Source organism: Belnapia arida, from assembly GCF_016773205.1.
GTDB classification, from domain to species: Bacteria; Pseudomonadota; Alphaproteobacteria; order Acetobacterales; family Acetobacteraceae; genus Belnapia; species Belnapia arida.
Genome location: NZ_JAETWB010000005.1, coordinates 129,578 through 146,501, shown reverse-complemented (window position 1 = coordinate 146,501; position 16,924 = coordinate 129,578). Strand labels below are relative to the sequence as shown.

Sequence of the window (16,924 nt, the reverse complement as noted above, 5' to 3'; positions counted from 1 at the left end):
TCGTGCGTGGCTATTCCGGCCGCGTCGATCCCTGCCGCGCGGGAGTTGCGCGGTAACGGCCGCAAGGCCGCCATCACGGAGGCAATCGAGATGGCCGGTACCGATATGCGAGATGGCTCGCTGACGGGGCTGACGGAGAACGAGGCGAAGGAATTCCACGGAATCTTCGTCACGTCCTTCATCATCTTCACCGTCATCGCCATCGTCGCGCATTTCCTGGTTTGGCAATGGCGCCCGTGGCTCCCCGGGCCGCGCGGCTACGTGCAGTCGATGATCGACGGCGCGGCCTCGTTCGCAACCTACCTCACCTGAAGGGAGGGCAGAACTCATGTGGCGCATCTGGCTGCTGTTCGACCCGCGTCGCGCGCTGGTCGGGCTCTTCACCTTCCTTCTCGTGCTCGCGCTGGTGATCCACTTCATCCTGCTCAGCACGAACCGCTTCAACTGGATCGAGGGTCCGCGCCCGCAGGCGATGATCACCGACACCATCAGTTCGGTCGTCTAGGGCAACGGGCGCGTTACGCGCCCGCTGCCCTGGCCGGTTGTTGGCAGGGCGGATTCACGCTTCGGGGCGCCTGCGCTCCTTCGCAATCCGTTCTGGCGCGACCGCCCGGGTGGCGGACGGGGCATCCCTCCGTCCGCCGCCGATCCGGCTTCAACGAGGCTGCCCGCACAGAGCACCTCCCCGTTCGGGGTATCCACCATGGCGATGCTCAGCTTTGAGAGGAAGTACCGCGTCCGCGGAGGCACCCTGGTCGGGGGCGACCTGTTCGACTTCTGGGTCGGGCCCTTCTATGTCGGCTTCTTCGGCGTCACGACGGTCTTCTGCACCCTGGTCGGCACGCTGATGCTCTTCTACGGCGCCGCCATCGGTGGCACCTGGAACCCCTGGACCATCAACATCGCCCCGCCCGACCTGAAATACGGCCTCGGCCTCGCGCCGCTGAAGGATGGCGGGATCTGGCAGATCGTGACGGTCTGCGCCCTCGGCGCCTTCGTCTCCTGGGCATTGCGCCAGGCGGAGATCGCGCGGAAGCTCGGCATGGGCTACCACATTCCCGTCGCCTACGGCATGGCGGTCTTCGCCTACTTCACCCTGGTGGTGATCCGCCCTGTGCTGATGGGCGCCTGGGGCCATGGCTTCCCCTACGGCATCCTTAGCCACCTCGATTGGGTGTCGAACACCGGCTACCAGTACCTGCACTTCCACTACAACCCGGCGCACATGCTCGCGGTGACCTTCTTCTTCACCACGACGCTCGCCCTGTCGCTGCACGGCGCGCTGGTGCTCTCGGCCATCAACCCCGCCCCGGGCGAGGACGTGAAGACCGCCGAGCATGAGAACACCTTCTTCCGCGACACCATCGGCTATTCCATCGGCACGCTCGGCATCCACCGCGTCGGGCTCTTCCTCGCGCTGTCCGCCGGGTTCTGGAGCGCGGTCTGCATCGTCATCTCCGGTCCCTTCTGGACCCATGGCTGGCCGCAATGGTGGGGCTGGTGGCTCAACCTGCCGATCTGGAACTGAGCCCAAGCAAGGAGGAGGAACATCCCCATGGCGGAATACCAGAACATCTTCACCCGCGTGCAGGTCAGGGGCCCGGCCTATGTCGGCGTGCCGCTCGTCCGCGGCAGCAGCCCGCGCGACGGCAAGCCGAACTTCGCCTACATCCTCGGCTGGCTCGGCGATGCCCAGGTCGGCCCGGTCTATCTCGGCTGGCTCGGCATCATCTCGCTCATTTTCGGCTTCGCCGCCTTCGAGATCATCGGCCTGAACATGCTGGCCTCGGTGAACTGGGATCCCGTCCAGTTCATCCGCCAGCTCCCCTGGCTGGCGCTGGAGCCGCCCTCGCCCGCCTACGGCCTCAGCATCCCGCCGCTGGCGGAAGGCGGCTGGTGGCTGCTCGCCGGCCTGTTCCTCACCGTCTCCATCCTGCTCTGGTGGGCCCGCACCTACCGCCGTGCCCGGCAGCTCGGCCTCGGCACCCACGTCCCCTGGGCCTTCGCCGCCGCCATCTGGCTCTACCTGGTGCTCGGCTTCTTCCGGCCCTTGCTGATGGGCTCCTGGTCCGAGGCGGTGCCCTTCGGCATCTTCCCGCATCTCGACTGGACGGCGGCCTTCTCGCTCCGCTACGGCAACCTCTTCTACAACCCCTTCCACATGCTCTCGATCGTCTTCCTCTACGGCTCGACCCTGCTCTTCGCGATGCATGGGGCGACCATCCTGGCGGCCGGCCGCTTCGGCGCGGAGCGCGAGGTGGAGCAGGTGATCGACCGCGGCACGGCGCATGAGCGCTGCGCCATCTTCTGGCGCTGGACCATGGGCTTCAACGCCACCTTCGAGAGCGTCCACCGCTGGCTCTGGTGGTTCGCCGTGCTCTGCCCGCTGACGGGCGGCATCGGCATCCTGCTGACCGGCACGGTGGTCGACAACTGGTACCTCTGGGGCGTCAAGCACGGCATCGCACCGGCCTATCCCGAGGTCTTCCGCGCCATGCCCGACCCACTCCTCGCTCCGGGAGCCGCACAATGAGCTTCTCCCTCAAACTCGGCGCGGTGCTCGCGGGGCTGCTCGGCCTCGCGGTCATCCTCCTCACCTTCGAGCGCCCGCCTGTGGAAACGGTGCAGACCGGCTTCCGCGGCGTCGCGCTCGGCAACATCGCCAACCCGCGGCTGCAGCCGGCGCTGGCCGCGGCCAACCAGCTGCCGCCGATGATCCCGCGCGTGCCCTCGGTCGGCCCCCGCGCCGGCCAGGCCTATCGGAATGTGCAGGTGCTGGGCGAACTCGGCGTCGCCGAATTCGCCCGCACCATGGCGGCGATGACGGCCTGGGTCTCCCCGCAGCAGGGCTGCAATTACTGCCACAACCCGGCGAACATGGCCTCCGACGAGGTCTACACCAAGGTCGTGGCCCGCCGCATGTTGCAGATGGTCGCCCGCATCAATGCGGAATGGAAGCCGCATGTGCTGGAGACCGGCGTCACCTGCTATACCTGCCACCGCGGCAACCCGGTCCCGCTGAATGTCTGGTCGGAGAATACCGGCCCGATGCGCGGCGAGGGCTTCTCCGCCTCCTCCAACGGGCAGAACCTCGCCTCGCCGGTGGTGGGCGACAGCTCGCTTCCCTACGACCCCTTCAGCCGCTACCTGGACCAGGCCGCCAACATCCGCGTCCAGACGCCGGACGCGCTGCCCGCCGGCAACAGCCAGGGCATCAAGGAGGCCGAGTTCACCTATGGGCTGATGATGCACTTCTCCCAGGCGCTCGGGGTGAACTGCACCACCTGCCACAACAGCCGCGCCTTCTCCGCCTGGGACCAGAGCGCCCCCCAGCGGACCAATGCCTGGCACGGCATCCGCATGGTGCGGGACATCAACCACAACTTCATCGACCCCTTGCAGCCCCTCTGGGCGGCCAACCCCAACGGCCCGCCGGGCGGCCCGCAGCGCGCCCGCCTCGGCCCGCATGAGGATCCGCTGAAGGTCAACTGCACCACCTGCCACCAGGGCGTGAACAAGCCCCTGAACGGCGTCTCGATGCTGCGGGACTACCCGGAGCTCGCCCGCATCACCAATATCGAGGCGCCGCCGCCGATCCGGCAGTAGCGCGCCCGCCAGCCAGGGGCCGGCCCTTCCCTGCGCGGGGAAGGCCGGCCCTTGGCATGTTTGGCGGCCGGGACGGGTTGCGGGCACCACCGCTTCGGCTATATGCATCCTGGCCCTTGCGCCCCGCGCCCGTTACGCGCGGCCCACTGGCCGCCGCCGCTCCGAGGACGTCACCGCCTATGAATTCGCTCGAGCTGAACAAGGCCTTTGCCGCCGTGCTGACGGCCGGGATCACCTTCATGGTGGCCGGCCAGGTGGGCAAGCTGCTGGTGCATGGCGAGAAGCCGCATGAAAGCGCCATCCGCATCGGCGACCCGACCGGCGGCGCCCCGAGCGCCGCTCCGGCCGCCGCCCCGCAGGCCGAGCCGATCTCCGGCCTCCTCGCCAGCGCCGACGTCGCCGCCGGCCAGCAGATCGCCCAGCGCAATTGCGGCGCCTGCCACAGCTTCGACCAGGGCGGCCGGAGCGGCATCGGCCCGAACCTCTACAACGTCGTCGGCGCGCCGCATGGGCATGTCGAAGGCTTCAACTACTCGGCGGCGCTCAAGGGCAAGCAGGGCCCCTGGGACTACGAGGAGCTGAACCATTGGCTCTACAAGCCGGCCTCCTATGCGCCGGGCACCCGCATGGCCTTCGCCGGCCTGAGCAACACCCAGCAGCGCGCCAATGTGGTCGCCTATCTGCGCAGCCTCTCGCCGAGCCCGAAGCCGCTGCCGCCCGCCGGCGAGGCCGCGGCCCCGGCCGTCGCACCCGCCGCTGCAGCTGCTCCGCCGGCCGCCGCCCCGGCCCCGGGCGGTGCCCCCGCCGCGGCCCCGGCCGCCGCCTCGGCCGAGCTGCCGGCGATCGCCCCGCTGCTGGCCAATGCCAACCCGGACAACGGCGCGGCCATCAGCCGCCGCCTCTGCGCCGTCTGCCACACCTTCACCGAGGGTGGCCGCAACGGCGTCGGCCCCAACCTCTATGACGTCGTCGGCAAGCCGCACGGCCATCTCGAGAGCTTCAACTACTCGGCTGCGCTGAAGGGCAAGCAGGGCCCGTGGACTTATGAGGAGCTGAATCGCTGGCTCTTCAAGCCGATGACCTATGCCCCCGGCACCCGCATGGCCTTCGCCGGCGTCTCCAAGCCGGAAGACCGGGCGGACATCATCGCCTATCTCCGCAGCCTGTCGGCCAGCCCGCAGCCGCTGCCGTAACCGGGCCGGGGGCTCAGCCTAGCGGCTGAGTTCCCGCGTCATCGCCTCGATCCCGCCGAGGGTCAGCGGGAACATCCGGTCCTCCATCACCTGTCGCATCAGACCGATGGAGTGCGTCCGCCCCCAGCCCGCCTGCGGCATCGGGTTCAGCCAGGCGCTACGCCGGAAATGCCCGGTCAGCCGCGCCATCCAGGCACTCCCCGGCTCCTCGTTCCAATGCTCGACGCTGCCCCCGGGCTGGACGATCTCATAGGGGCTCATGCTCGCATCCCCGACGAAGACGGCCTTGTAGTCCGGCCCGTATTTCCGCAGCACCTCGAGGGTCGAGACCTCGCTCTCCCGCCGCCGCCGGTTGTTGGTCCACAGACGCTCATAGGGGCAGTTGTGGAAGTAGAAATGCTCGAGGTGCTTGAACTCCGCCCGAGCCGCCGAGAACAGCTCCTCCGAGAGCTTCACCCAGTCGTCCATCGATCCGCCGATATCGAGGAAGAGCAGCACCTTCACCGTGTTGTGCCGCTCCGGCACCATCTTCAGGTCGAGCGACCCGGCATTGTTCGCGGTCGAGCGGATGGTGTCCGGCAGGTCGAGCTCCGTCGCCGCCCCCTGCCGGGCAAAGCGCCGCAGCCGCCGGAGCGCCAGCTTGATGTTCCGTGTCCCGATCTCGACCGAATCGTCGAGGTCGCGGAACTCGCGCTTGTCCCACACCTTCACCGCCCGCCGGTGCCGGCTCTCCTCCTGCCCGATCCGCACTCCTTCCGGGTTGTACCCGTGCGCCCCGAAGGGCGAGGTCCCGCCCGTGCCGATCCACTTGCTGCCGCCCTGGTGCCGCCCCTTCTGCTCGGCCAGCCGCTGCCGCAGCATCTCCATGAGCTTGTCGAACCCGCCCGCGGCCTGGATCGCCGCCTTCTCTTCCTCGGTCAGCAGCTTCTCCGCCATCTTGCGGAGCCATTCCTCCGGCAGCTGCCGTACCAGCGTATCGAAGCCCTCGCCCTCCGGCGCCTCCAGCCCCTTGAACACCTCACCGAAGACCCGGTCGAAACGGTCCAGGTGCCGCTCGTCCTTCACCAGCGCCGCCCGGCTGAGGTGGTAGAAGTCGTCGACATTGTAGTCGGCGACCCCCGCCTTCATCCCGCGCAGCAGGGCAAGGTATTCGGTGATGCTGGCCGGGATACCGGCGTTGCGCAGCGCGAGGATGAAATGCGCGAGCACCGCCCGCTACCTCTGCCGCTGCCGCGAGAGGAAGGCCAGCCGCTCGAACAGGTGCACGTCCTGCTCGTTCTTCAGCAGCGCCCCGTGCAGCGGCGGGATCGCCACCTTCGGGTCCTGGCTGCGCAGCACCTCCGGCGGCAGATCCTCGATCATCAGCAGCTTCAGCCAGTCCAGCAGCTCGGAGGTCGCCGGCTTCTTCTTCAGCTCGCCGACGCCGCGGACCTGGAAGAAGACGTTCAGCGCCTCCCGCGCCAGCTCCTGCTTGATGTCGGGGAAATGCGCCTGGACGATGCGCTCCATCGTCTCCCGGTCGGGGAAGCGGATGTAGTGGAAGAAGCAGCGCCGCAGGAAGGCATCCGGCAGCTCCTTCTCGTTGTTCGAGGTGATGATGACCACCGGCCGGTGCCGCGCCACCACCGTCTCCTTCGTCTCGTAGACGAAGAACTGCATCCGATCGAGCTCGAGCAGCAGGTCGTTCGGGAATTCGATGTCGGCCTTGTCGATCTCGTCGATCAGCAGGACATGCTGCCGGTCGGCCGCGAAGGCCTCCCACAGCTTGCCGCGCACGATGTAGTTCGAGATGTCGTGGACGCGCTCGTCGCCGAGCTGCCCGTCGCGCAGCCGCGAGACGGCATCGTACTCGTAGAGCCCCTGCTGCGCCTTGGTGGTGGACTTGATGTGCCACTCGATCAGCGGCAGGCCGAGCGCCTTCGCCACCTCATGCGCCAGCACCGTCTTGCCGGTGCCGGGCTCGCCCTTCACCAGCAAGGGCCGTTGCAGCGTGACGGCGGCATTGACCGCGACCTCCAGGTCGCGCGAGGCGATGTAATTCTCGGTGCTCCTGAACCCGGCCACGCCCGCCCCCTTGCTGTCGCTCTGCCCGGAAAGGTGGCCTCTCCCCCGGCATCGGGCAAGCTATCTTCGGCCCATCCCCTGGAGTCCCAGCATGCCCGAGCCTACCGACACCGCCGCCCATCGCTGGTTCGGCCGCAAGCCCCGCGACCTCAGCCCAGCCGAGCGGCTTGTCCTCACCTCGACCAAGGAGCGGCGGGTGATCAGCCGCGACATCGAGCGCGATTTCGATGGCGAGCTGACCTTCGGCCAACGCCTGGCAGACCGCGTGGCCGAATTCGGCGGCTCCTGGGCCTTCATCCTCAGCTTCGGCCTGTTCCTGCTGGCCTGGACGCTACTGAACGCGGTCCTGCCGCGCCCTTTCGACGCCTATCCCTATATCTTCCTGAACCTGCTGCTCTCGATGATCGCCGCCCTTCAGGCGCCGATCATCATGATGAGCCAGAACCGCCAGGCCGTGCGCGACCGGCTGGACGCCGCGCATGACTACGAGGTGAAGCTCAAGGCCGAGATCGAGATCATGGCCCTGCACGAGAAGCTGGACCAACTCTGCACCCGCGAGATCGAGGCGCTGCTCGCGCGCCAGCAGGAACAGATCGACCTCCTGACGCGGCTGTTGCAGGAGGGAAGGGGAGGGAGCCCCGGCCCGTGAAGTCCTCGGGCCGGACGGTAGCTATGGCTCACAGCCTTGGAATTTCCATCCGATGTCGCTAAGGACGCGACCAAGAGCCCCTACAGGATCGATTTCGCATGCCGCGCGCACTTATTACCGGAGTCACCGGCCAGGATGGGGCATATCTCTCGAAGCTCCTGCTCGACAAGGGCTACGAGGTTTTCGGCCTGCTGCGCCGCTCCTCCTCGGGTGACGTGATCGACGAGCGCCTGCGCTGGCTCGGCATCGCCGGGCGGGTGCGCATGATGGACGGCAACCTGATCGACCTGTCATCGCTCATCCGAATCCTGAACGAGGTAAAGCCGGACGAGGTCTACAACCTCGGCGCCCAGTCCTTCGTCAAGACCTCCTGGAACCAGCCGCTGCTGACCGGTCAGGTGACGGCGCTCGGCGCCAACAACCTGCTGGAGGCAGTGCGGCTCGTGGCGCCCGGCGCCCGCTTCTACCAGGCCTCCTCCTCCGAGATGTACGGCCTGATCCAGGAGCCGGTGCAGAGCGAGAAAACGCCCTTCTACCCGCGCTCGCCCTATGCCGTCGCCAAGCTCTACGCGCATTGGATGACGGTGAACTACCGCGAGAGCTTCGGCCTGCACGCCTCCGGCGGCATCCTTTTCAACCATGAGAGCCCGCTGCGCGGCATCGAATTCGTCACCCGCAAGGTCACCGACGGCGCCGCCCGCATCAAGCTCGGCCTGGCGACCGAATTGCTCATGGGCAACATGGACGCCAAGCGCGACTGGGGCCATGCGCGCGACTACGTCGAGGCGATGTGGATGATGCTCCAGCAGGAGAAGCCGGACGACTACGTCGTCGCCACCGGCCGTACCGTCACGGTGCGCGACATGGCGCGCATCGCCTTCGGGCATGTCGGCCTGGACTACGAGGAATTCGTGAAGGCCGACCCGGCCTTCCTCCGTCCCGCCGAAGTGGACGTTCTGCTCGGCGATCCTTCCAAGGCGAAGGCGAAGCTCGGCTGGTCGGCGCGGACGACGCTCGAGGAGATGATCACCGAGATGGTCGAGGCCGATCTGTTCCGCCACCGCGCCCGCATGCGCTGAGCCGCCCGCATGGCCGCTCCGGCCCGTATCCTGGTGACCGGCGCCGGTGGCTTCGTCGGCCGCAGCCTGCTGCCTGCGCTCCGGGCCGCCTTTCCTGCGGCGGTGCTGATCGGCGCCGGACGCAGGCCCGCCATCCCCGGCACGGATGAGAGCCTGCACCTCGACCTGCTCGACCACGGCAGCATGACCGGCGCCATCGCCGCCGTCCGGCCGGATGCGGTGCTGCATCTCGCCGCCCAGGCCGATGTCGCCGCTTCCTTCCGCGCCCCGGACGAAACCTGGCGGCCCAACCTGCTCGGCACCCTGGCGCTGGCCGAAGCGGTGCTGCGGGAGGCGCCCGAGGCTGCCTTCCTCTACGTCTCCTCCGGCGAGATCTACGGCCTCGGCTTCCAGGCCGGGCAGCCGCTCGACGAGGACGCCGCCTTCCAGCCCGCCAATCCCTATGCCGCCAGCAAGGCCGCCGCCGACCTGGCGATCGGCGAGATGGCGCTGCGCGGCCTCCGCGCCATCCGGCTCCGCCCCTTCACCCATGTGGGACCCGGCCAGGCGCCGCAATTCGCCGTCGCCAACTTCGCCCGCCAGGTTTGCCGGATCGAGGCCGGGCAGCAGGAACCCGTCCTGCGCACCGGCGCCCTCGACCGCTGGCGCGATCTGCTCGACGTGCGAGACATCTGCGCCGGCTATGTCCGCGCCCTGGAATTGGCGGAGCGCCTGCCGCCAGGCCTTGCCCTCAACCTCTGCGGCGGCACCCCGCGCCGCATCGGCGACATCCTTGACGCGTTGCTCGCCCTGGCCGGCGTCGAGGCCCGCATCGAGCAGGAGGCCGTCCGCCTCCGCCCGACCGATGTGGAACGTGTCCAGGGCGACCCAAGGCGGGCCCGTGAGATCCTGGGCTGGGCTCCGACCATCCCTTGGGAAGAGACTCTGCGCTCCGTGCTCGCCGACTGGCGCAGCCGCGTTGCAGCCGGTGAATAGGCCTGCCCGCTGGCCTATGTCCTGAACGGAATGCTCCTGATGCCGAAGTCCTATCCTCTCAAGCCGCGGGTCCTGCGCGACCTGGCGGAGATCGACGGCGCGGATGGCTGGTGGGAGGCAACCAGCCCGGCTGCGGCCTTCCGCCTGGAGCCCGGTCCCGCCGGCCTGCCGAAGGGCTGGCTGCGCCTCACCATGATGGTCCAGGCACCGCGCAATGCCCTGGCGGTGCCGGGCTTCAAGGTCGATACCGGCAGCGGGTACCAGCCGCTTCGCGTCGTGATGCCGCGGTCCTCAGCCCGCGGGCGCTGGAGCCTGATAATCTACCTGCCGCCCGGGGCCATCGCCCTGGCGATGACGTCGCCAGTGTCGCAAGGCCCCTTCCGCCTCCACCTCATCGAAGCGCATCCGACGACGCGTCCACTGGTCGGCGCCCGCCTCGCCCTTTCGCTCGGCCAACGCTGGATGCAGGAGCCGCGGCACTTCACGCAATCCGCCCGTAGCCTGGAGGCTGCCTGGCGCAGCAAGGGCCGGGCCGGCCTGCGCCAGATCCTCGGCCAGACCCTGCTCGGCGACGGCACGGTGACCGCGCCGCCGGTCGTCTCCACCAGGAATCGCTACGAGCAGTGGATCGCGGAGCAGGAGGGCCTGGTCCCGCCGCCCATCGCATTCCGGCCCCGCCGCATCTCCCTGCTGCTGCCGGTTCTCGTGGATGGGACGACTGCGCTGGCTGCCACCCTCGGCAGCCTGCGATCCCAGGCGGGTACCGATTGGGATTGCCGGATCGGCCTCGCCCCCGGCGCCTCGCCGCCTGCCGGGCTGGACCCCTTGATCGCCGCCCGCCTCACGACCCTCCCGCTGGAGAGCGCCGAGCGCGGCGCCATGCTGGCCGTCCTCGCCGCCGGCGCGAGCGGCGAGCGGCTGCTGGTGCTCGACCCCGGCGACACCCTGGTGCCCGACGCCCTGGCCGCCCTTGCCGCCTCCGAGGCCACGCTCGTCCATGGCGACGAGGACCGGATCGGTCCTGACGGCCGCCGCATGGAGCCGTTCCTGAAGCCGGAATGGTCGCCCGACCTGCTGGAGGCCTTCAACTACCCCGGCCGTCCGGTGGCGCTCGATCGCGCCGCGGTGGAAGCCGCCGGCGGCTTCACCCCTGGCACCGGCGCCGGCGCGGAATGGGACCTGCACCTCCGCCTCACCGCCGCCGGCGCACGGGTAGCCCGCATCCCCCGCATCCTCTGCCACCGCCCGGCCGAGTCCATGGGCGACCGCCCGCAGGCCGGCAGCCCGGAAGCGGCCGAGCTGCGCGCCGTGCTCGCCGCCCACTGGCAGCGCCAGGGCATCGCGGCCGAGGTGGCGACCCAGCACGACGGCACCCAGCGCGCCACCTGGCCCATCGCCGAGCCGCCACTCGTCTCCGTCATCATCCCGAACCGCGACCAGCCCGCGCTGCTTGGCCAGTGCCTGCGTGGCCTGCTGGAGGAAACCGACTACCCGCGCATCGAGATCGTCATCGTCGACAGCGGCTCCTCCGACCCGGAGACGCTGGCCCTCTACGCGAGGCTCGAGGCGGCGGGCCGCATCCGCCTCGTCGCCTTCCGCGATCCCTTCAACTACTCGGCTGCCTGCAATGCCGGTGCCCGCGCGGCGACGGGCGCGCTGCTGCTCTTCCTCAACAACGACATCGCGGTGACCCGGCCCGACTGGCTCACCGAGCTGGTCCGCTATGCCCAGCGCCCCGGCGTTGGCGTGGTCGGCACCATGCTGGTCTATCCGGACGGCCGGCTGCAGCATGCCGGCGTCACCATCGGCATGCATCTCTGCGGCCTGCTCTTCCGCCTGGCGCCGGAGGCGGAGTGGGGGCCGATCGGCTCGCCCTCCGTGCCGCGCACGGTCTCGGCCATCATGGGCGCCTGCCAGATGGTCCGGCGCGAGGCATTTGCCCAGGCCGGCGGCTTCGACGAGAGCTTCGTCATGGCGAACAGCGACGTCGCCCTCTGCCTCGCCGCCCGCGCCCTCGGCTGGCGCACCGCCTACACGCCCTTCGCCCGCCTGATCCACCACGAGGGCGCCAGCCGCGGCCACAGCAACCCGGTGGCGGACCTGACGCGCACCGCGCTCGACCTCCGCCGCTTCGGCTATCATGAGGATCCCTTCTTCCACCCCGCGCTCGATGCCGAAAGCAACATCCCGCGCCTCCGCATCGGGGCGGAGCCGGGCAATGCCGCCAACCTGGTGCAGTGGTCGCGCCGCCACGACGCCGGCCTTGCCGCGCCGGTGCCGCTCGACCTCTGCAACGATGCCGAGGTCGCCGAGGCGGTTGGCCTGCCTGCCGAAGCGCTGTTCTGGCCTCCCTTCCGCGCCGAGGCGATCGGCGACACCTGGTCCGCCGCCCGCTGGATCGTCGACCTGCTGCGCCGCCGCCCCGACCTCCGCGCGCGCTTCCGCGACGCCCTCTCCGCCGGCGCGGAGGGCAGCTTCGCCCGCTGGCTCGCCACCGAGGGCGCCACCACCCTCGGCCTGCCCGCCCACGCCCTGCCGCATATCGCCGCCGCCCTCGCCGCCGACCCCGCGGCCCGCGCCCGCCAGGCCGTGCTCGGCCAGGGCGGCCTACCCGAGGAAGTGCCGCTCGCCTTCCTGCCCCCCGGCCGCGCGGGCCTGCTGAGCCTGCTGTTCCGCCGCGACGGCGCCCCGCTGCGCCGCGAGGAGATCTGGTGGCTGGCGCTCCTCTGCGCCGAGGACCCTGCGCGCGAGCTGCTGCTGAGCCACCGTTTCAATCCCGGCTGGCAGGCCCTTTTCCCCGACGGGCCGACCGCCTTCGGCAGCGGCCGCATGGCCGCCTGGCTCCGCGCCACCTATCGCTGCGAGGGCGACTGGACCGACCCGGCCCATTGGCCGGAAACCCAGACCCCGGCCGAGCAGATCCGCCTCGGCTGGTACAGCCGCCCGCACTGGCAGCACCGCCACCCCGACGCCTTCTCCACCTCCGCCACCGCCCGCGCCCTGCTCGACTGGCTCGCCGGCCCCGAGGCGGCGCTCGACGAAGCCGCCCGCGCCTGGCTCGCCGCTCAGCCGCAAGAGGCGCTGGCCGAAGCGTTGGCGCGCCCCGGCCTCACCATCATCGGCCACCTCTGCTACCCCTCGGGCCTGCGCACTTCCACCCTCTCCATCGCCGAGGGCCTCCGCGGCTTCGGCTATGACATGCCGATGCGCGACGTGCCGGTCGATGCCGAGCACGACCTGCCGCAGCACGCCGCCTTCGGCGGCTTCGAGCTGTACGACGCGACACTGCTGCACATCCAGCCGGAGCCCTTCTTCCACAAGGCCTATGACCGCGTCGGGCTGCGGCCGCGCCGCCCGCGCACCCACCGCATCGGCTACTGGTACTGGGAGCTGGATTCCGTGCCCGCCGCCTGGACCGGCGCCGTCGCCGAAGCCGACGAAATCTGGACCGCCACGCGCTTCGTCGGCGACGCGCTCCGCTCCCGCTTCGACATCCCCGTCTTCGAATTCATGCCCGGCGTCGCCCTGCCGCCCTTCACCCGCCGCACGCCGGAGCAGTTCGGCATCCCGCCCGGCCGCTTCACCTTCCTCTTCGCATTCCACATGATGAGCATCATGGAGCGGAAGAACCCGCTCGGCCTCATCCGCGCCTTCCGCCAGGCCTTCACCGCGGCGGATGCGGCGACGCTGGTGCTGAAGACCTCCTTCGGCGAGAAGCACCCGGCCCTCATCGCCGAGCTGCACGCCGCCGCGGCCGAGGCGGGCGGCCGCATCATCGTCATCGACCGCGTCTTCACCTTCGACGAGACCATCTCGCTGATGGACGCCTGCGACTGCTACATCTCGCTCCATCGCAGCGAAGGGCTCGGCCTCACCATGGCGGAGGCGATGCTGTTGGCGAAGCCGGTCATCGGCACGCGCTATTCGGGCAACCTCGACTTCATGAGCGAGGAGAACAGCCTCCTTGTCGACTATCGCCTCGTCGAGATCGCAAAGCCGATCCCACCCTACGACGCCGGCACCCGCTGGGCCGAGCCCTCCGAGGCGCATGCCGCGCGGCTCATGCGCCGCGTCTTCGAGAACCGCGACTTCGCCCGCGCCCTCGGCGCCCGCGCCCAGGCCGAACTGCAACGCGACCTCTCGATGGAAGCCGCCGGCCGCCGCATGGCGACGCGGCTGGAAGCCATCCGCGCCGGGCGGAAGGTGAGATAGGGCGACGTCCGTTCGCCTTAGCTCATGGAAGCCGCGCTACCTCGTTGCACGGTTCTGCCTCCGCTCGGGTGATGCCACCCGAGCGGAGTTCGTTCTACGCCTTCGCCAGTCCCGCCGCCTTCATCGCATCGCCGAGCGCCTTGTCCGCCGCCGCCAGCGCCTGTCCCGCGCCGGCGCCATCGGCATAGACCAGGCCGAAGCCGCGCGCGTTCATGAAGTCCTGGTACTCCTTGCTGTCGAACACCTTCTTCAGCGCCGGCTCGATCGCTGCCTTCACCTCGGCCGGCAGGTTGGCCGGCCCGGCGATGATCCGCATCGCGCCCGCGGTGATGTCGATGTTCATCGTCTCCTTCAGCGTCGGGATGCTGGCGAAGGCCGAGAGCCGCGCCGGCGCCATCACGGCGAGGCTGCGCGCGCGCCCGGCATCCAGCATCGCCCGCGCCTCGGGGACGGAGCAGGTGGTGAAGTCGAGCCCGCCCGCCGCCAGGTCCTGCATCGCCGGCGCCGCGCCGTTGGAGGGCACCCAGCGCACATGGTCCGCCTTCAGCCCCATCGCGCCCAGCCAGCTCGCCAGCGCCAGGTGCCAGATGCCGCCCTGGCCCGTGCCGCTCGCCTTGAACTTGCCCGCCGGGCTCGCCTTGATCGCATCCGCCAGCTGCTGGACGTTCTGGTAGGCCGAGCTGGCATTCACCTGGATGCCCGGCGGGTCGTTGTTCAGCTGCCCGAGCGGGGTGAAGTTCTTGTAGGTGACCTCCGTCAGCCCCTGCCAGTGCAGCATGCAGATCTCGGAGGTGATGATGCCGAGCGTGTAGCCGTCCGGATTCGACTGGGCGATGGCGGTATGGCCCACCACGCCGGAGCCGCCGGTGCGGTTCACCACGTTGAAGGGCTGGCCCAGCTCCCGCTCCAGCAGGGTGGCAGCGATGCGCACCACCGCATCGGTGCCGCCGCCCGCGGCCCAGGGGCAGAGCAGCTGCACCGGCCGCGCCGGCCAGCGCGGCTGGGCGAGGGCAGGGGAGGCGAGCAGGGCAGCGCCCGCCCCCAGCAACCCACGGCGATCGATCGAAACCATGACATGTCCTCCGGCTGACTTTGTGATTATCGTTACTATACCGCACCCTATGCCGGCAAGCGCCGCCCGCCCGTGCGGTTCCAGATCCAGACGCCGAGCGGCCAGAGCAGCGCCCCGATGGTCATCGCCGCCAGCACGGCGGAGACCGGCCGCTCGAAGAAGGGCATCACGTCGCCGTCCGACTTGATGAGCGAGGTGATGAAATTCTGCTCCACCATCGTCCCCATGACGATGCCGAGCACCAGCGCCGCCACCGGATAGCCGTTCCGCTCCATGACGAAGCCGAGGATGCCGAAGGCGCCCACCAGCAGCACCGAGAACAGGTTGTTCCCCGTCGCATAGGCGCCGACCGCGCAGAGCAGCAGGATCACCGGCATGATCGAGGCCCGCGGCGCCCGCAGCACCTTGGACGCGATGCGGATCATGACGATGCCCAAGGGAATCATGATGATGTTGGCGATGATGAAGATGAGATAGAGCGCATACATGCTGCGCGCATTCTCGGTGAAGAGCGTCGGCCCCGGGTTCAGCCCCTTCATGTAGAGCACGCCGATGGCGATCGCCGTGATGGTGTCGCCCGGAATGCCGAAGAGCAGCGAGGGTACCCAGCCCGAGGCGAGCGAGGCGTTGTTCGACGCCCCCGCCTCGACCAGCCCCTCCGGATGCCCCGTCCCGAACTTCTCGGGTTCCTTCGAGAACTTCTTCGACATGGCATAGCTGACCCAGGCGGCCATGTCGGCCCCGGCCCCCGGCAGCACGCCGATGATGATGCCGATGAGGTTCCCCCGCCACATCGGCCACTGGTACTTCTTGGTCAGCATCCACTGCCCGGCCAGGATGGAGCCGAATTTCCGGTCCGGCAGCTTCGGCGGCTCCGCCGTCGCCATCGCCCGCATCACCTCGCTGACGGCGAACACGCCGACCAGCGCCGGAATGGGCTCGATGCCGCCCAGCAGATCCGTCAGGCCGAAGGTGAAGCGCGGCGTGCCGGCCGGATTCTCCATCCCGATGCAGGACACCAGCAGCCCCAGCAGCATGGAGGCGATCGCCTTGATCGGCGACGACCGCGCGACGAGCGTCGCGCACATCAGCCCGAGGAAGGCGAGCCAGAAATACTCGAAGGTCGAGAAGGACAGCGCCATCTCGGCGAGCAGCGGCGCCATCAGCACCAGCGAGAGGGTGCCGACGATGCCGCCGATGGCCGAGAACCAGAGCCCGGCGCCGAGCGCCATCTCCGCCTGGCCCTTCCGCGTCATCGCATAGGCCTCGTCCGTATAGGCGGCCGAGGCCGGCGTGCCCGGGATGCGCAGCAGGCAGCCCGGAATGTCGCCCGAGAAGATCGCCATGGCCGAGGCGGTGATGATGGTGGCGATGGCCGCGATCGGGCTCAGCCAGAAGGTAACGGGCACCAGCAGCGCCGTCGCCATGGTGGCCGAGAGGCCAGGCAGAGACCCGACGACCAGCCCATAGATCGCCGAGGCGACGATCGCGATCACCACATCGGGCGCCGCGACCAGGCGGAAGGCTTCGATGACTTCGTTCATGATGCGCCTACCACGGCGCCGGCAGCACGCCGTCGGGCAAGGGCACCCGCAGCAGCTTGTAGAAGGCGAGATGCACGAAGACCGGCGCCACCAGCGCCAGCGGCACGGCGAGCCGCATCGACGCGCCGAGTGCCCAGGCCACGACGAAGACCATGATGCCCGCCGTCAGCAGGAAGCCCAGCGGCTCCGAGGCCAGCATGTAGAACAGCAGCAGGGCGGGCGGGATCAGCACGCGCAGGCCATGGAAGCGCGAGGCCGTCGCCGGCGCGTCCTCCGGCATCTCCCCCTCGGGCACCTCGAAGCTGCGGCCGATGCCGAGGGCGATCAACGCCCCGCAGATCACGAGGCCGGAGCCGATCAGCATCGGGAAGGCGGCCGGTCCGACATCCTGCCCCGGCACCGCCGGCAGGCGCGAGCCGCTCCAGGCCGCGAGGCCCCCGAGGACCACCAGGACCCCCCCGGTCACCCGGTCGGATAATTGCACGGACTCTTTCCCCCTGGACGCTCGTTCTCCGCAACCACTCTACCCG

15 protein-coding genes are annotated in these 16,924 nt (G+C 69.6%); 10 read left to right on the top strand and 5 right to left on the bottom strand.

The genetic code is table 11. The features are described 5' to 3' along the window. Positions 1-6: 6 nt before the first annotated feature. From pufB to JMJ56_RS33850, 6 genes are all read left to right on the top strand, one after another. Positions 7-312, top strand: a complete 306-nt coding sequence (pufB, locus tag JMJ56_RS13835) for a light-harvesting antenna LH1, beta subunit (protein WP_407927907.1) — start codon at positions 7-9, stop codon at positions 310-312. A 16-nt stretch (positions 313-328) separates the two neighbouring features. Then, entirely contained in the window at positions 329-505 is a 177-nt protein-coding gene (pufA, locus tag JMJ56_RS13830; RefSeq protein WP_082012450.1) for a light-harvesting antenna LH1, alpha subunit, read from the top strand. A gap of 198 nt (positions 506-703) precedes the next feature. Continuing rightward, positions 704-1,528, top strand: a complete 825-nt coding sequence (gene pufL, locus JMJ56_RS13825; RefSeq protein ID WP_202832349.1) for a photosynthetic reaction center subunit L — start codon at positions 704-706, stop codon at positions 1,526-1,528. A gap of 27 nt (positions 1,529-1,555) precedes the next feature. After that, the gene (gene pufM, locus JMJ56_RS13820) at positions 1,556-2,533 is read left to right on the top strand and encodes a photosynthetic reaction center subunit M (protein WP_202832348.1); all 978 of its coding nucleotides are present in this window, start codon (positions 1,556-1,558) and stop codon (positions 2,531-2,533) included. Then, complete coding sequence (gene pufC, locus JMJ56_RS13815; protein ID WP_202832347.1) at positions 2,530-3,606, top strand: photosynthetic reaction center cytochrome PufC; 1,077 nt, start codon at positions 2,530-2,532, stop codon at positions 3,604-3,606. The genes pufM and pufC overlap by 4 nt, the downstream gene beginning before the upstream one ends. A gap of 179 nt (positions 3,607-3,785) precedes the next feature. Continuing rightward, positions 3,786-4,799, top strand: a complete 1,014-nt coding sequence (locus JMJ56_RS33850) for a c-type cytochrome (protein WP_236037741.1) — start codon at positions 3,786-3,788, stop codon at positions 4,797-4,799. 18 nt (positions 4,800-4,817) lie between these two features. Here the strand turns inward: JMJ56_RS33850 and JMJ56_RS13805 are convergent, their stop codons facing one another. Both JMJ56_RS13805 and JMJ56_RS13800 read right to left on the bottom strand, forming a co-directional pair. After that, the gene (locus tag JMJ56_RS13805) at positions 4,818-6,008 is read right to left on the bottom strand and encodes a vWA domain-containing protein (protein ID WP_328702376.1); all 1,191 of its coding nucleotides are present in this window, start codon (positions 6,006-6,008) and stop codon (positions 4,818-4,820) included. A gap of 6 nt (positions 6,009-6,014) precedes the next feature. After that, on the bottom strand, positions 6,015-6,863 hold the full coding sequence (locus tag JMJ56_RS13800; protein WP_202832346.1) for an AAA family ATPase: 849 nt from the start codon (positions 6,861-6,863) through the stop codon (positions 6,015-6,017). Between the two features lie 91 nt (positions 6,864-6,954). Between JMJ56_RS13800 and JMJ56_RS13795 the strand changes: the two genes are divergently transcribed. The 4 genes from JMJ56_RS13795 (at position 6,955) to JMJ56_RS13780 (ending at position 13,778) form a co-directional block, all read left to right on the top strand. Continuing rightward, a complete protein-coding gene (locus JMJ56_RS13795; RefSeq protein WP_202832345.1) occupies positions 6,955-7,512 on the top strand; it encodes a DUF1003 domain-containing protein in 558 nt (185 codons plus the stop codon). Between the two features lie 98 nt (positions 7,513-7,610). After that, on the top strand, positions 7,611-8,591 hold the full coding sequence (gene gmd / locus JMJ56_RS13790; RefSeq protein ID WP_202832344.1) for a GDP-mannose 4,6-dehydratase: 981 nt from the start codon (positions 7,611-7,613) through the stop codon (positions 8,589-8,591). A 9-nt stretch (positions 8,592-8,600) separates the two neighbouring features. Then, positions 8,601-9,566, top strand: a complete 966-nt coding sequence (locus JMJ56_RS13785; protein WP_202832343.1) for a GDP-mannose 4,6-dehydratase — start codon at positions 8,601-8,603, stop codon at positions 9,564-9,566. Between the two features lie 39 nt (positions 9,567-9,605). Continuing rightward, positions 9,606-13,778: a glycosyltransferase gene (locus tag JMJ56_RS13780; protein WP_202832342.1), complete on the top strand. Its 4,173-nt coding sequence runs from the start codon at positions 9,606-9,608 to the stop codon at positions 13,776-13,778. A 94-nt stretch (positions 13,779-13,872) separates the two neighbouring features. Here the strand turns inward: JMJ56_RS13780 and JMJ56_RS13775 are convergent, their stop codons facing one another. Genes JMJ56_RS13775 through JMJ56_RS13765 form a run of 3 tightly spaced genes read right to left on the bottom strand, consistent with a single transcriptional unit; the run spans position 13,873 to position 16,878 of the window. Then, positions 13,873-14,850 carry a tripartite tricarboxylate transporter substrate binding protein gene (locus JMJ56_RS13775; RefSeq protein ID WP_202832341.1) on the bottom strand — a complete coding sequence of 326 codons (978 nt, stop codon included), beginning with the start codon at positions 14,848-14,850 and terminating at the stop codon, positions 13,873-13,875. 47 nt (positions 14,851-14,897) lie between these two features. Continuing rightward, positions 14,898-16,394 (bottom strand): tripartite tricarboxylate transporter permease, encoded by a 1,497-nt coding sequence (locus JMJ56_RS13770; protein ID WP_202832340.1) that lies wholly within the window; start codon positions 16,392-16,394, stop codon positions 14,898-14,900. Positions 16,395-16,401: 7 nt separating this feature from the next. Beyond that, complete coding sequence (locus tag JMJ56_RS13765; RefSeq protein ID WP_202832339.1) at positions 16,402-16,878, bottom strand: tripartite tricarboxylate transporter TctB family protein; 477 nt, start codon at positions 16,876-16,878, stop codon at positions 16,402-16,404. Between the last annotated feature and the right edge of the window lie 46 nt (positions 16,879-16,924).